This window comes from Blastococcus saxobsidens (assembly GCF_002938435.1).
In the GTDB taxonomy this organism is placed as follows: domain Bacteria; phylum Actinomycetota; class Actinomycetes; order Mycobacteriales; family Geodermatophilaceae; genus Blastococcus; species Blastococcus saxobsidens.
The window spans coordinates 1-13761 of record NZ_POQT01000026.1; the positions used below are offsets into that span (position 1 = coordinate 1).

Annotated in this window: 14 protein-coding genes; 4 read left to right on the forward strand and 10 right to left on the reverse strand. The window is 76.2% G+C overall.

From position 1 onward, the window contains the following. Window positions 1-326 precede the first annotated feature (326 nt). From C5507_RS15080 to C5507_RS15090, 3 genes are read right to left on the reverse strand one after another with little or no spacing between them, the layout of a single operon-like run. Entirely contained in the window at window positions 327-956 is a 630-nt protein-coding gene (locus tag C5507_RS15080) for an alpha/beta hydrolase family protein (RefSeq protein ID WP_104529341.1), read from the reverse strand. Continuing rightward, window positions 953-1621 carry an HAD-IA family hydrolase gene (locus C5507_RS15085; RefSeq protein ID WP_104529342.1) on the reverse strand — a complete coding sequence of 223 codons (669 nt, stop codon included), beginning with the start codon at window positions 1619-1621 and terminating at the stop codon, window positions 953-955. Before C5507_RS15085 ends, C5507_RS15080 begins: the two co-directional genes overlap by 4 nt. Next, a complete protein-coding gene (locus C5507_RS15090) occupies window positions 1618-2295 on the reverse strand; it encodes a DedA family protein (protein ID WP_104529343.1) in 678 nt (225 codons plus the stop codon). Before C5507_RS15090 ends, C5507_RS15085 begins: the two co-directional genes overlap by 4 nt. Window positions 2296-2366: 71 nt before the next feature. Here C5507_RS15090 and C5507_RS15095 point away from each other — a divergent pair, with 71 nt between their 5' ends. Then, the gene (locus tag C5507_RS15095; protein WP_104529344.1) at window positions 2367-3665 is read left to right on the forward strand and encodes an amidohydrolase family protein; all 1299 of its coding nucleotides are present in this window, start codon (window positions 2367-2369) and stop codon (window positions 3663-3665) included. Window positions 3666-3846: 181 nt separating this feature from the next. Further along, window positions 3847-5196: a radical SAM domain-containing protein gene (locus tag C5507_RS15100; RefSeq protein WP_207225868.1), complete on the forward strand. Its 1350-nt coding sequence runs from the start codon at window positions 3847-3849 to the stop codon at window positions 5194-5196. 9 nt (window positions 5197-5205) lie between these two features. On the opposite strand, the gene C5507_RS15105 is transcribed toward C5507_RS15100, so the two are convergent. Genes C5507_RS15105 through C5507_RS15125 form a run of 5 tightly spaced genes read right to left on the reverse strand, consistent with a single transcriptional unit; the run spans window position 5206 to window position 9619 of the window. Next, entirely contained in the window at window positions 5206-5559 is a 354-nt protein-coding gene (locus C5507_RS15105) for a cupin domain-containing protein (protein ID WP_104529346.1), read from the reverse strand. A gap of 10 nt (window positions 5560-5569) precedes the next feature. Next, entirely contained in the window at window positions 5570-6694 is a 1125-nt protein-coding gene (locus C5507_RS15110) for an ABC transporter ATP-binding protein (protein WP_104529347.1), read from the reverse strand. After that, the gene (locus C5507_RS15115; RefSeq protein WP_242611223.1) at window positions 6691-7479 is read right to left on the reverse strand and encodes an ABC transporter permease; all 789 of its coding nucleotides are present in this window, start codon (window positions 7477-7479) and stop codon (window positions 6691-6693) included. Before C5507_RS15115 ends, C5507_RS15110 begins: the two co-directional genes overlap by 4 nt. Next, window positions 7476-8363: an ABC transporter permease subunit gene (locus C5507_RS15120; RefSeq protein WP_242611222.1), complete on the reverse strand. Its 888-nt coding sequence runs from the start codon at window positions 8361-8363 to the stop codon at window positions 7476-7478. Before C5507_RS15120 ends, C5507_RS15115 begins: the two co-directional genes overlap by 4 nt. 11 nt (window positions 8364-8374) lie before the next feature. Next, on the reverse strand, window positions 8375-9619 hold the full coding sequence (locus C5507_RS15125) for an ABC transporter substrate-binding protein (protein ID WP_104529349.1): 1245 nt from the start codon (window positions 9617-9619) through the stop codon (window positions 8375-8377). Between the two features lie 154 nt (window positions 9620-9773). Here C5507_RS15125 and C5507_RS15130 point away from each other — a divergent pair, with 154 nt between their 5' ends. After that, window positions 9774-10400: a CDP-alcohol phosphatidyltransferase family protein gene (locus C5507_RS15130; protein WP_104529350.1), complete on the forward strand. Its 627-nt coding sequence runs from the start codon at window positions 9774-9776 to the stop codon at window positions 10398-10400. Here the strand turns inward: C5507_RS15130 and C5507_RS15135 are convergent. Continuing rightward, window positions 10382-11821, reverse strand: a complete 1440-nt coding sequence (locus tag C5507_RS15135; protein ID WP_104529351.1) for a dihydrolipoyl dehydrogenase family protein — start codon at window positions 11819-11821, stop codon at window positions 10382-10384. The genes C5507_RS15130 and C5507_RS15135 overlap by 19 nt on opposite strands. A gap of 37 nt (window positions 11822-11858) precedes the next feature. On the opposite strand from C5507_RS15135, the gene C5507_RS15140 reads away from it, so the two are divergent. Next, window positions 11859-12953, forward strand: a complete 1095-nt coding sequence (locus C5507_RS15140; protein WP_158657622.1) for a flavin-containing monooxygenase — start codon at window positions 11859-11861, stop codon at window positions 12951-12953. Here C5507_RS15140 and C5507_RS15145 read toward each other — a convergent pair. After that, the gene (locus C5507_RS15145; protein WP_104529353.1) at window positions 12937-13740 is read right to left on the reverse strand and encodes an MBL fold metallo-hydrolase; all 804 of its coding nucleotides are present in this window, start codon (window positions 13738-13740) and stop codon (window positions 12937-12939) included. The genes C5507_RS15140 and C5507_RS15145 overlap by 17 nt on opposite strands. Window positions 13741-13761: the final 21 nt, after the last annotated feature.

The window sequence follows — 13761 nt, forward strand, 5'->3', positions numbered from 1 at the left end:
CCTGCCGGCCCGGGACCGCACCTGCCGGCACCCCGGCTGCACCGTGCCCGCCGGCTGGGCCGACCTGGACCACGTCATCCCGCACGCCGCCGGCGGGGAGACCTCCTGCGACAACCTCTGCTGCCTGAGCCGCCGACTCACCACCGGCTCAAGACCCACGCACCGGGGTGGGTCCACACCCTCGACGACGACGGCGTGCTCACCGTCCTCACGCCCTCCGGCGTCACCCGCACCAGCCGACCACCCGGCTACCGAGTGCTTCCCGAACCACCCCAACCGCCACCCGGACCCGGCCGAGGATCCGCCGCCCTTTTGAGGTGGACGGCTCAGCGGGGGAGGACCTCGGTGAGCCAGGACATCGCTGCCGCGGCGACGAGGTGGGGGTTCTGCTTGAGCGAGTGGTCGCCCGGCACCGCGTACACCGATGCGCCCGCGTGCTGCGCCAGAGCCGCGGCGACCTGCTCCGGCCGGCCGAAGGCGTCGGTCTCGCCCTGCACCACCAGCAGCGGCACCGCCACGGCCGTCAGCTCCGGCGCGCGGCTCTTCTCCGGCTTGCCCGGCGGGTGCAGCGGGAACGCCAGCGTCAGCACCCCGGCGGCGCCCTGCCCGGCCGCGGTCCGGCAGGCCACCCGGGCGCCGGCGCTCCGGCCGCCCAGCACCAGCCGGCCCGGCAGCCGGTCCAGAGCCCTCAGCCGGTCCAGCACCGCCTGCCAGGCCTCGTCGAGCCGAGGCGGCGCGGGGGCGATGCGCTTGCCCGCCACGCGCCACGGCTGGTCCACCCGGTGCACCAGCCAGCCCGCGTCCGCCGCCTCGCCGGCCAGCGCCGCCAGGTCCGCGGACTCCGCACCACCCCCGGCGCCGTGGCCGAGCACGAGGGTGCCTGCGCGACCGTCGCCCGCGCTGGTCACCCGGGCGGGGCCGTGCGGGGTGTCGACGAGGGTGGGCTCCCCGGTCATCCCGGCAGCGCGAGCAGGGCGTCCACCGCGCCCGCCAGGTCCGCCGCCTGCACGTGGGGGGCGTCGAAGACGGCCGGGTACGTGCGCTCGCTGCGCGGGAACCACGCGCCGGTCAGGCCGGCCCGCTGGGCACCCAGCACGTCCCAGCCGTGCGCCGCCACGAGCGCCATCCGGTCCGGCGCCACGTCGCAGGTCCCCGCGGCCCACAGGTACGCCTCGCGGTTCGGCTTCCAGGCGCGGATCACCTCGCTGGACAGGCTCCGCTCCACCAGCGGTGCGATCCCGCCCCGTTCCAGCCCGGCCTCCGCCACGCCGGGAGAGCCGTGCGACAGCGTCACCACCCGCACGCCGGCCTCCACCAGCCGCCGCAGCGCGGGCTCGACGTCCGGGTGCGGGGACAGCTCCCGGAACGTGTCGGCGACCGATCCCCGCGCCTCTTCCGACAGCTCCGTCTCCTGGGCCAGCGCCGCATCGAAGGCGCCGCGGAACGAGCACCAGGACCCGACGGTGGCGGCCGCGAAACCGGTGAGCAGCGTGCGGGCGAACACGGTGCCCAGCAGCGACCCGGGCTGCCCGGCCTCCACCAGTGCGGCCCGCACCGGGGACAGGTCCAGCAGCGTCTCGTTGACGTCGAAGGCGACGACGTCCGGGCGGCGGCGGGTCACGCCTGGTCGCGGTGATCGGCGGGGAGGTCCGCGCCCGCCGTGGGCGGACGGTCCAGCTTCCCGCTCACCTTGCGGTAGACCAGCCAGCTCACCGCGGCCACCACCGCGGCCACGACGACGTAGTCCAGGTACTTCAGGTTCTGCTCGATGAGGTCACCGGCCGCCACGCCGAGCCCGATGAGCACGCTGTTCCAGATGAGGCTGCCCGCCGCGCTGAACAGCACGAACTGCCAGAAGGGCATGCGCACGACGCCCGCCGGCACCGAGATGAAGCTCCGCACGATCGGGACCATCCGGCCGAAGAACACCGCCGAGCGCCCGTGCCGCTCGAACCAGGCGAACGTCTTGTCGACGTCCTCCGTGCTGACCAGGGGCAGCCGGTCGAGGAAGGCGTGCGAGCGGCGTGGGCCCAGCGCCCGGCCCGCGTAGTAGAAGAAGATCGCGCCCAGGATCGAGCCCAGGGTGGCGAACAGGACCACCGGCACGATCGACAGGCGGCCCTGGTTGATCAGCACCCCGGCCAGACCCAGCACCGCCTCGCTGGGGATCGGCGGGATGACGGTCTCGGCCAGGATGCTCAGGCCCACGCCGACGGCGCCCAGTCTCTCGACCAGATCGAGCAGGAAACCGGTGATCCCACCCTCGTCGGAAGAGGCGGCGGCGAGGAGGTCCATGGCCCCACGGTATCGGCGGCCCGCCGGCGCCGCCGCGACGCCGCGTGGGCACGGCGCTAGCGTCGGCAGGTATGCGCCAGCGTTTCACCGCCCGGGCCGTCGTGATCGGCGACCGCGCGGGAACCGTCGTCCCCGAAGCGGTGGTGGACGTCGCCGACGGCCTCATCACCTGGACCGGCCCGGCCGCCGAGGCGCCGCCGGTGGGAGACGCGCAGGTCACCGACCTGCCCGGCGTCCTGACCCCCGGCCTGGTCAACGCCCACTCGCACGCCGCCATGGTGCTGTTCCGCGGTCAGGGGGAGGGGCTGCCGCTGGACCGCTGGCTGCAGGAGGTGATGTGGCCGCGCGAGGCACGACTCACCCCTGAGGACGTCGAGGTCGCCATGACCGCGGCCTCGGCGGAGATGCTCGCGAACGGCATCACCACCAGCGTCGAGATGTACTTCCACCCCGAGCGGATCGCCGCCGCCGTCGCCATCACCGGTGCCCGTGCGGTCATCGCCACCCCGCTGCTGCCGCTCCCCGGCATGCCGCCCATGGCCGAGCAGCTCGCCGCCGCCGTCGCCCTGGCCCGCACCGCACCGGACGACGGCACCGTCGAGTACGGCATCGGCCCGCACGCGGCCTACACCGTCCCGCTGCCCGTCCTCGCCGACGCCGCCCGGGCCGCCCGCGAGCACGGCCTGCTCCTGCACCTGCACGTCGCGGAGACCGCCACCGAGGGGCAGGACCTGCTGGCTGCGCACGGCCTGTCCGTCCCGGCGCTGCTGGCCGCCTACGACGTGCTCGGCGGCCGGGTGCTCGCGGCGCACTGCGTGCACATGGACGACGCCGACCTCGAGCTCTGGCAGGAGTACGACGTCGCCGTCGCCCACTGCCCGGCCAGCAACGCCAAGCTCGCCAGTGGCGTCGCGCCGCTGCGCCCCATGCTCGACCGGGGCATCCGCGTGGGCCTGGGCACCGACGGCCCGGCGTCCAACGACTCCCTGGACCTCTTCGCCGACCTCCGCCTCGCCGCCGGCCTGGCGCGGTTGCGCGAGCGCTCGGCCACCGCCCTCACCGCGGCGGAGGCGTTCTGGCTGGCCACCGGCGGGGCGGCCGACGCGATCGGCCGGCCCGACCTCGGCCGGCTCGAGGCCGGACGGCGGGCGGACCTGGTGCACATCGACACCCGCGACCTGGTCTTCGAGCCGGTGGGCGACGCCGCCGACGTCCTTGCCCACCTGGTGTGGTCCGGCGCGGGCCGGCACGTGCGCGACGTCTGGGTCGGTGGCCGCCCCGTCGTGCGGGACGGCACCTCGACCACGGTCGACGTCGAGGCCCTCCGGAGCGACGTCGCCGCCCGCGCCGCGCGCCTCGCCGCCGGCTGAGCTCAGCCGGCCGCGGCCTGCAGGGCGTCGTCGGTCCAGGGGTAGAGCCGGTCGGCGAGCACGACGGTCACCCCGGCAGCGGGCAGCGCGCCATCCGGTCGTGGGCGACACTGGCGGCATGCTTCCGGTGCCGGGACGTCTTCGCAGGAGCTTGCGGCGCCTTGCCGACCGCACCCGACCGGTGCACCCGGAGACCGCCCGCGCGCTCGCCGAGCGGTGGGCCGCCCTGCCCGAGCACGTCCGGACCCCTGCCCAGACGCTCGGCCGGCACGCCGTCGGCTGCGAGGGCACCCACGGTGTCTTCCCGAAGTGCAATCTCACCTGCACGCCGTGCTACCACTCGGCCGATGCCAACAAGGTGCGCGTCGACGGCGCGCACACGGTGCGCGAGGTCGGCCGCCAGATGGCCTACCTGCGCGAGCGCCGCGGCCCCTACGCGCACGCCCAGCTCATCGGCGGGGAGGTCAGCCTGCTGGCCCCCGACGACCACGCCGCCGCCCTGCAGGTGATGCGCGACGCCGGGCGGTCACCGATGTCGATGACCCACGGCGACTTCGACCCCGACTACCTCCGCGCACTGGTCACCGGCCCCGACGGAGCCCTGCGCTTCGACCGGGTCAGCTTCGCCGCGCACGTCGACTCCCTCATGCGGGGCCGCCGGGGCGCGGTCCGCCCCCGCAGCGAGGCCGAGCTGAACCCCTTCCGTGCGCGGTTCGTGCAGATGTTCCGCGACCTGCGCGCCGAGACCGGGCTGCGCTTCTACCTGGCCCACAACATGACGGTGACGCCCGCCAACGTCGGGCAGGTGGCCGAGACCGTGCGCGAGGTGGTCGGCATGGGCTACTCGATGATGAGCTTCCAGCCGGCCGCCCACATCGGTGACGAGCGGCGGTGGAAGGAGTCCTACACCGCGGTCGATGCCGACGCCGTGTGGGCCGAGCTGGAGAAGGGCCTGGGCCAGCGGATCGCCCACGAGGGCGTCGAGTTCGGCGATCCGCGTTGCAACCGGCTGGCCTTCGGCTTCCTGGCCGGCGGACGCTGGACGCCGTTCGTCGACCCCGACTCCGCCGCCGACCGTGCCGCCCGCGACCGCTTCTTCGCCCACTGGGGCGGGCTGGCCTTCAGCGCTACCCCGCCGGTGCTCCTGCTGCTCAAGGTCGCCCGCGTCCTGCGGCACCACCCCGGCGACGCTGTGGTGGCCGTCCGCTGGGCCGCCCGGCTGGTGCGCCGGGCCGGCGGAGTGCGCCACCTGGTGCGGGCCGGACGGGCCGGCACGCTGGGGCTGATGACGTTCGAGGTGCACAGCTTCATGGACGCCGCCGACGTGGGGCCCGCGTGGGAGCTGATGCAGCAGGGCGTCGAGGCCGACGACCCGCGGATCAGGGCCACGCAGGAGCGGCTGGCGGCCTGCACCTACTCGATGGCCCACCCGGAGACCGGGCAGCTCGTCCCGGCCTGCGCCCAGCACTCGGTGCTCGATCCGGCCGAGAACGCCGGACTGCGCCGGCTGCTCCCGCTCACGCCGGTCTGACCGCGGCGGTCAGCCGGGCGGTGCGTCGCGCCCTTCCTCCCGCGCCGGCGGCGCGGTGGCCTCGACGGCGGTGAGCTCCTCGAGGATCTCGTAGGTGTGCTCGACGCCGGCCGGCACGACCCACGAGTCGCCGGGTCCGAGGTCGAGCGTGTCGTCGCCGGCCACCAGCCGGGCCCGCCCGGACACGACGTAGCCGACGGTCTCGTACTCGCGTGCGGCCTGCGGCTTGCCACTGCTGGTCGGCTGGCCGGACCACAGCCGCATGGCCACCCGCGAACCGGAGGCCAGGTACCGCTGGCCCATCTCGCCGGTGCTCGCCGCGGTCACCGTGATCTTGTCGACGCCTGTCGTCTGCTCGCTCACGGCAGGGCCCCTACCCCGACCGGTCGCGGCGCATGCCGGAGGCGCCGGCGGGCGGGCGCGCGGGCTCGCCCGCCGCGCCCTCCACCGGCACCACCCAGCGGGCCTCGACCGGCAGGCGCAGCCCTACGGGACGCCCGGTCGGCGCGTCGGAACCGGGCTCGAGCTCCGCCTCCACCGTGGCCTCCCCGCCCGCACCGACGACCTCGACGGTCACCAGCGCGCGCAGCCCCCGGCGTCGCGCGCGCACGACGGTGCCGACGACGTCGGCGGCCGGGTCGGCGGAGCCGGTGACGCGCACCGCCTCGTGCCGCACGACGAGCACCGCCGGGCCGTCCGGCACCTGCTCGGGGAGGTCCAGCGCGCCCAGCGGGGACTCGTGCCGCCCGTCGCGGACCACGCCGCGGACCTCCGTGCGCCCGCCCAGCAGCCGGCTGACCACCAGCGACGCCGGCCGGGCGTACAGCGAGCGCATCTGCCCCTGCTGCCGCAGCCGGCCTGCGTCGAGCACGGCCACGGTGTCGGCGAGGGCGTCGGCCTCGGCGTGGTCGTGGGTGACCAGCAGGATCGTCGGGTCCAGCCGCATGCGCAGATCGGCCAGCAGCTGGTGCATCTCCTCGCGCAGCGCCGCGTCCAGGGCGCTGAACGCCTCGTCCAGCAGCAGGACGCGCGGCTCGGCGGCCAGGGCCCGCGCCAGCGCGACCCGCTGCTCCTGCCCGCCCGACAGCGCCCGCACCGGTCGCCCGCCGTAGCCGCCGAGCTGGACCAGCTCGAGGAAGTCCTCCGCCCGCTGTCGCGCGACCTTCCGCGGTACGCCGCGCACCCGGTCGGCGAAGGCCACGTTGTCCCGGACGGTCAGGTGCGGGAACAGCAGCGGCCGCTGGAAGACCATGGCCATGCCGCGCCGCTCGGGGACCACCCCCGCCAGGTCGACGCCGTCGACCCGGACCGTGCCGGCAGTCGGCTCGTCGAGGCCGGCGGTGAGGCGCAGCACCGTGCTCTTGCCCGAGCCCGAGGGGCCCAGGACGGCGACGCACGAGCCGGCGGGCACGTCGAGGCTGAAGTCGTCCAGCGCGGGCGGCTGCCCGGCGTGGTGCACCCGGGTGAGCCCGGTCAGCTGCAGCGAACCCCCGGTCATCGGCGTCCCCTCCGTCCCAGCAGGGTGACGACCGCCAGCAGGGCCACCGGCGGCAGCACGGAGGTGAGCGAGAGGACCGCCACCTGGGAGTCGTTGCCGGTGGCCGACGCGGCGGAGGCCAGCACCAGCGGCAGCGTCGTGAGCCGGCCGCCCCCGATCAGCAGGGTGACGACGTAGTCGCTCCAGCCGACGAGGAAGGCGAGGAACGCCGCCCCCGCCAGCGCCGGCGCCAGCAGCGGCAGCTGCACCGAGCGCACGGTCCGCCAGCGGGAGGCGCCCAGGAGGCGGGCCTCCTCCTCGAAGCCGCGGTCGTGCGCCGCGTAGGCGGCCCGCATGGTGATCGTCGTGTAGGGCAGCGCCGCCACGACCAGCAGGACGACGACGCCGAGCACGGCGGGCACGCGCAGCCGCAGCAGCAGCACGTCCAGCCCCAGCGCGACGGCGAAGGGCGGCAGGACCAGCGGCGACATCAGGACCGCCAGCACCGCGGTGGACCCGGGCACCTGGCGCGAGGCGAGTGCCCGGCCGGCCATGGCCCCGAGGGGGGTGGCCAGCACTGCGACGACGGCCCCGAGCAGCGTCGAGCGCAGGAGCGCCGCCCCGGCGCCCGAGGCGGCGGCCTCGGTCAGCCCCCGCACCCCCCATTCCTGCGGGAGCAGCGCCGGGAAGCTCCAGCGGTCGGCGAAGGCCCAGAGCAGCAGCGGGACGACGGGCAGCACCAGCCACAGCCCGAGCAGCCCGCGTCCCACGCGGGAGGCGGCCGGCACCGCGGGCGCGGCGCTCACCGCTCGGCCGCCAGCCCGCGCAGCGCCCGCAGCGCGAGCAGGACGACGACCAGCGCGAGCAGCGCCGTCGTCACGGCGACCGCGGCCGCCTGCGGGCGGGCGGTGAGGTCGATGGAGGTGAACAGCCGGAAGGCGAGGACTGCCAGCGGTTCGGGATGGGCGCGGCCGAGCAGCGCGGCAACCTCGTAGGAGCCCAGCACGTAGACGAAGCTGATCGCCGCGGTGGCACCGAGCGCGGGCGCGGCCAACGGCAGCGTGACGTACCGCAGCCGGGCCCAGCGGCCGGCGCCGAGCAGCGCGGCGGTCTCGCCGTAGGACGCCGCCCGCGAGGACAGCACGCCGGCCACCACCAGCGCGATGAAGGCCGACTCCTTCCACGCGTACTCCGCCACCACGGCGAGCCACAGCCGTCCGCCGACCAGCGGCGGCCACGAGGAGGGGTCGACCCCGAGCAGCCGGGACAGGAAGCCGGCGTCGGCCAGCAGCAGGCCCATCGCCGCCGCGCCGACCAGGTGGGGGATGGGGATGGTGAGCGCGGCGAGCGTGCCGAGGAGGCGGCTGCGCCGGACGGCGGCGGTGACGGCCAGTGCAAGGCACAGCCCCACGAGCGTCGCGACGGCGGTGGCCGCCGCGGCGATCCCCAGCGAGACGCGCAGCGAGGTGCCCAGGTCGGTGGCGACGGCCCGGTAGGCGTCGAGGGAGAACGCCGGTTCCCCCACCAGCGGGGCCAGCCCGACGCTCAGCAGCAGGGCCGAGGTGAGCCCGGCGCCCACGACCGCCACGACCGGCACCACGGCGGGCAGCACCAGCAGGAGGGCGCGGGTGCGCGGCCGGGCCCGGCGCCGGGGGGCCTCGGGCGGCGCCGGGCGCTTCGTCGTCGTCACCGCGGGGCGCGTCAGCCGGCGGCGATCTGCCGGCGCCAGCCCTCGTCCAGCGCGGTCACCCATCCGGCGTCGACCTCGGGGTCGGCGCCGTCGCTGAGCTCCTCGTAGGGGGGCACGACCTCCGACTGCGGCAACCCGGCGAATCGTTCCCGGAACTCGCCGGGGAGGCGCTGCGGATCGAGGACGGTGTACTGGCCCCACACCTCCGGCCTGGCCTTCTGGAACTGCTGCTCGGGCGAGAGGGCCAGGTCGGCCACCACCATCGCACCGGCCTGGCTGCCCGAGGTGGCGGGGACGGCCAGGAAGGACGCGTTGCCGATCGTGCCGTCCTCGACCAGCAGCACCCGGGTGGTCGCCGGGAACGTGCCCTCGGCCACCAGGTCGGGCAGCGTGGCCGGGCCGTAGGTCATGGTGAAGTCCACCTGGCCGTCGGCGTAGAGCTGGTCCAGCTCGCCCAGCTCCTGGGGATAGCTCGAGCCCTCCCGCCACAGGGCCGGCTCGAGCTCCGCCAGCCGGTCGAACAGCTCCGGGGCGAGCTCGTCGTACGCCTCCGCCGAGAACTCCAGCGGCACCTCCCCGACCCCACCGGACACCGCGTACAGCACCTGCCGCACGAAGACCGAGCCGGTGAAGTCCGGGGGCGCCGGATAGGTGAACCGGCCCGGGTGCTCCTCGATCCAGGCCAGCAGCTCCTCGACGCTGCCCGGCGGGTCCTCGACCCGCGCCTCGTCGTAGACCAGCGCGAACTGCGCCTTGTGCCACGGCGCCTCGCAGCCGGCCACGTCGAGGCCGAAGTCCGTGCTCACCAGCGGATCGTCGGGGTCCACGTACTCCATGCTGGGCAGCATCGACGTCCAGCCGCACAGCCACGCCCCGGCTTGCTGCCCGGTCGCGAAGTTCTCCCCGTTGAGCCAGACCAGGTCCACCTCGCCGTCGGTCACGTCGGCCTGGCGCTCGGACAGCACCCGGTTGACCGCGTCACCGGTGTCGGCGATCGGCACCCGCTCGAGGGTGACGCCGAGCTCGGCGGCCGCGGGGGCCAGCACGTCGTCGACGTAGGCGTTGCCCTTGTCGTCGCCGCCGTACATCCACAGCCGCACCGTCTGCCCCTCGGCCTCGGCGAGGACGTCCTCCCAGTCGCGCGCCGTCGCGGTCGTCGGCTCGCTCGCGGGCGCGGAGCAGCCGGTGAGCGCGAGCAGGCCCGCCACCAGCGCCGTTCCCCGCGCTCGCCGGTCGGCGTGGCGCCGTGCGGACATGGACGTCTCCCGGGGCTCGGTCGCGGGCGCCGGCCGGTGCCCGCAGTCTGTTCGGCGCCGACCGCGGATGCGGATGCGGATGCTGCGGCGCGTGCGAAAGGATCGTGCCCCAGCAGATGGCGCGCCGCCACGGCGGCCGACCCGGGAGGTGCCAGTGCTGGACGCGACCGCCCGGCGGATCCTCGACGTGCCGCTGGCCCGCGCGGCCGCGGCCCTGGACCGGCCGTGGGTGAGCCCGGACCGGCTGACCGCGGCCGGGCTGGTGCTGGGCCTGGGCTCCGCGGTGGCCGCCGGCCTCCAGGCGTGGACGACCGCGCTGCTGCTGTGGCTGGTCTCCCGGCTGGCCGACGGGCTCGACGGCCCGCTGGCCCGGCGCCGGCGCGCGGCCGGGGCGGCTGCCGATGCCGGCAGCGGCGGGTTCTTCGACATCACCGCCGACTTCTGCGTCTACGGCAGCACGGTGCTGGGCGTGGCCATCGGGGCCACTCGCGGGTTCGACGCCCCGTGGGAGCCCTTCGCCGTCGTCCTGCTGGCCTACTACGTCAACGGGACGGCGTTCCTGGCGTTCTCCTCGATCGCCGAGCGCGCCGGCCGGCAGCTGGACGACGGCCGGTCGCTGTCGTTCCTCGGCGGGCTGGCCGAGGGCACCGAGACGATCGCGGTGCACGCGCTGTGGCTGCTGCTGCCCGCCGTGGCCTGGCAGGTCGCGTGGGTCTGGGCGGTCGTGGTGGCGATCAGCGCCGCGCACCGGATGCGGGTCGGCTACCGCTCGCTGCGCTGAGCGTCCCGCAGGCGCCCGCGCACCCACACCGCCGCCCGCAGCGCGCCGCGGACCAGGGGACCCGCCAGCCGGGCGCGGACGTCGTCCAGCGCGGCGTCCACCAGGGCGTCGTTGTAGGTGGGATAGGCGTGGGAGGTGCCGGCGAGGTCGGCCGTGGTGAGCCCCTTGCGGATCGCCAGGGTCAGCTCGCCGAGCGTCTCCCCGGCCCGGGGGCCGACGACGACGCCGCCGACCAGCCGGTGCCGGCGGTCGACCACGAGCGAGGTGAACCCGTCCGTCGCCCCTTCGGCGACGGCGCGGTCGACCGTGCCGTGCTCGACCCGGCGGACGGTCAGGCCGCGCTCGCGCGCGTCGGCCGGGGAGATCCCCACGGAGGCCACCTCGGGGGAGGTGTAGGTGACGCGGGGGACCACCGGGTCCACGGCGCGGCGCAGTCCGAGGACGGCGTTGCTGGCCGCGATGCTGCCGTGCATCCCGGACCGGTGGGTGAAGAACGGCCCGCCGGTGACGTCACCGGCGGCCCACACCCGGGGATTGCTGGTGCGCAGCGTGCCGTCGACGGCCACGGCGCCCCGCTCGTCCAGCTCCACGCCCGCGAGCTCGAGCCCGACGTCGTCGGTGCGCGGCCGCCGGCCGACGGCGACCAGCAGCCGGTCGAAGGCGACGGAACCGCCGTCGTCCAGGTGCAGCAGGCCGGGCTCGACGCGCGTCCCCTCGGCCCCCAGGCGCAGCCGCACGCCGTCCCGGCGCAGGGCGGCGGCCACCAGGGCGGCGGCGTCGGCGTCCTCCGGGCCGAGCACCCGGTCCGCCCCGTCGACGACGGTCACCTCCGAGCCCAGGCGGGCGTAGGCCTGGCCCAGCTCGCAGCCGATCGGGCCGCCGCCGAGCACGACCAGCCGGCCGGGCAGCTCGGCCAGGTCCCAGACCGTCTCGCTGGTGAGGACCTCGACGGCGTCGATCCCGTCGATCGGCGGCACCAGCGGAGCCGCGCCGGTGGCCAGCAGGGCCGCGCGGAAGCGGACCGGCCGGCCGTCGACGAGCGCGGTGTCGGGGCCGGTGAGCACCGCGGCGCCGAGGACGACCTCGACGCCCGCCTCGGCCAGGGACGCGGGGGAGTCCTGCGGCTGGATCGTGGCGATCGCGCGCTGCACGTGCGCGCGCACCCGGGCGAAGTCGACGGTCACCTCGCCGGTGCCGATGCCCAGGGCGCCGGCCCCGCGCGCGTCGGCGGCGGCGGTCGCGGCCGCGAGGACCGCCTTGGAGGGCACGCAACCAGTCCACAGGCAGTCACCGCCGGTGCGGTCCCGTTCGACGAGCACCGTGCGGGCGCCCAGGGCCGCGGCGGTGTGCGCCGCGACGAGCCCTGCGGTGCCACCTCCGATGACCAGGAGGTCGACGGGATCGGTGCGCAGACGGGTCACGCCCGCCACGCTAGGTGCGCCGGGGAGGATGGGCCCGGTGAGCAGGCAAGCGGGAGTTCTCGACGTCCTCGTGGTCGGGGCCGGGCAGGCGGGCCTGGGCACCGCCCACCACCTGTCCCGGGCGGGTGTCCGCGACGTCCTGGTGGTGGAGGCCGACGAGACGATCGGCCAGGTCTGGCGCGACCGGTGGGAGAGCCTGCGGCTGTTCACCCCGCGCCGGTTCAGCTCGCTGCCGGGCCTGCCCTTCCCCGAGGGGCCGGGCGCGACGCCGTCGCGGCTGGAGATGGCCGACTACCTGGCCGGGTATGCGGCGCGGTGCGGGGTCGAGGTGCGGGCGTCCGCACCGGTGCGCCGGCTCTCGGTCGACCCGGCGGGCTTCGCGGCCGAGATCCCGGGCGGCGTCGTGCGGGCCCGGCACGTCGTGCTGGCCACCGGTGCCTACCGCAGTCCCCGCGTGCCCGCCGCGGCGCGCGACCTGGACGGGTCGGTCCACCAGCTGCACTCGTCGTCCTACCGGGTACCCGCCGACCTGCCCGACGGGCCGGTGCTCGTGGTGGGCGGCGGCAACTCGGCCGCCCAGCTGGCGCTCGAGCTCGCGGAGCACCAGGAGGTGACCGTGGCCGCCCCGGTCGTCCCGCGCTTCCTGCCCGAGCGGGTGCTCGGCGTGAGCATCTACTGGTGGCTGCTGCTCAGCGGGGTGCTGAACGCCGGCGCGACGACGCCGGTGGGCCGGTTCCTGCACGAGCGGCACGAGGCGGTGCTGGGCCGGCAGCTCCGCCGGGCGATCCGGTCCGGCGCCGTGCGGCTGATCGCCTCGCCGGTGGTCGCCGCCGACGGTCCGCGGGTGCGGCTGGCCGACGGCACGGCCCTCCGGCCGCGGACGGTGCTCTGGTGCACCGGTTTCGCCCCCGACACCGGGTGGATCGACGTGCCCGGTGCGCTGGTCGACGACGGCGCTCCGCGGCACGAGCGGGGCGCCTCGCCGGTGGCCGGGCTGCACTGGATGGGCCTGCCGTGGCAGACGCGCGTCAACAGCGCGCTCATCGACGGCGTGGACCGGGACGCCCGGCGGACCGCCCGCCGCATTTCCGCCGCGCTCCGCGCGGACGCCGCCGTCAGGCGCGCAGGCTGATCGTCTCGCCGCGGTGCGCGGGGCGCACGGTGCCGGGCAGCCGGCGCCGCGCCACCTCGGCGACGAAGTCGCCCAGCGGCGAGGCGAACCGGGCGTAGTCGTCGTAGTGCACCGGCACCGTCACCGGCGGCTTCAGCAGCTCGACGAGGTCGGCGCCCTGCCGGCCGTCCATCGTGACCGTCAGCCCGAGCGCCTTCGTGCCGCCCAGGTGCGGGATGACGACGTCGAGCGGCCCGCACCGCTCCAGCACCTCGCCGAGGAACGGCCGGAACAGCGTGTCGCCGCTGATGTAGCCGCGCCAGCTCACCTCGCCGTCGCGGACGAGCTCCAGCACGCTGCCCATCACCTGCGGGAGCACCCGCGCCAGCGGGCCGGGCCCGTGCACGCCGGGCACCGAGGTGACCCGCAGCGTCTCGGGGCCGCGGGTGAACACGTGCGTGTCCCAGGCGCGCAGCTCGGCGGTGCCCGTGAACCCCCGGTCGGACAGGCACGTCGCCGCCTCCGGCGTCGTGACGACCGGCGTCTCCTTGGGCAGGGTGCGCGTGGCGACGCGGTCCCAGTGGTCGCCGTGCATGTGCGACAGCAGGATGCCGTCGAGCTCCGGCAGCTGCGTGGGCATCAGCGCCGGGTCGGTCAGCCGCCGGCTGCGCAGCCCGTACCCCAGGTGCGCCCGCTGCCCGCGGTGCAGGAAGTTCGGGTCGGTGAGCAGCGTGAAGCCGCCGATCCGCAGCAGCATCGTCGCGGTGCCGCCGAAGGTCATGGTCACGTCGTCCTCGGGGTGGGCCATGTGCACGCGGTTACCCGGGGC

Coding starts and splice junctions, on each gene's coding strand:
- C5507_RS15125 (WP_104529349.1), bottom strand. CDS start 9,619: ATGTCCGCACGGCGCCACGCCGACCGGCGAGCGCGGGGAACGGCGCTG.
- C5507_RS15095 (WP_104529344.1), top strand. CDS start 2,367: ATGCGCCAGCGTTTCACCGCCCGGGCCGTCGTGATCGGCGACCGCGCG.
- C5507_RS15145 (WP_104529353.1), bottom strand. CDS start 13,740: ATGGCCCACCCCGAGGACGACGTGACCATGACCTTCGGCGGCACCGCG.
- C5507_RS15110 (WP_104529347.1), bottom strand. CDS start 6,694: ATGACCGGGGGTTCGCTGCAGCTGACCGGGCTCACCCGGGTGCACCAC.
- C5507_RS15080 (WP_104529341.1), bottom strand. CDS start 956: ATGACCGGGGAGCCCACCCTCGTCGACACCCCGCACGGCCCCGCCCGG.
- C5507_RS15090 (WP_104529343.1), bottom strand. CDS start 2,295: ATGGACCTCCTCGCCGCCGCCTCTTCCGACGAGGGTGGGATCACCGGT.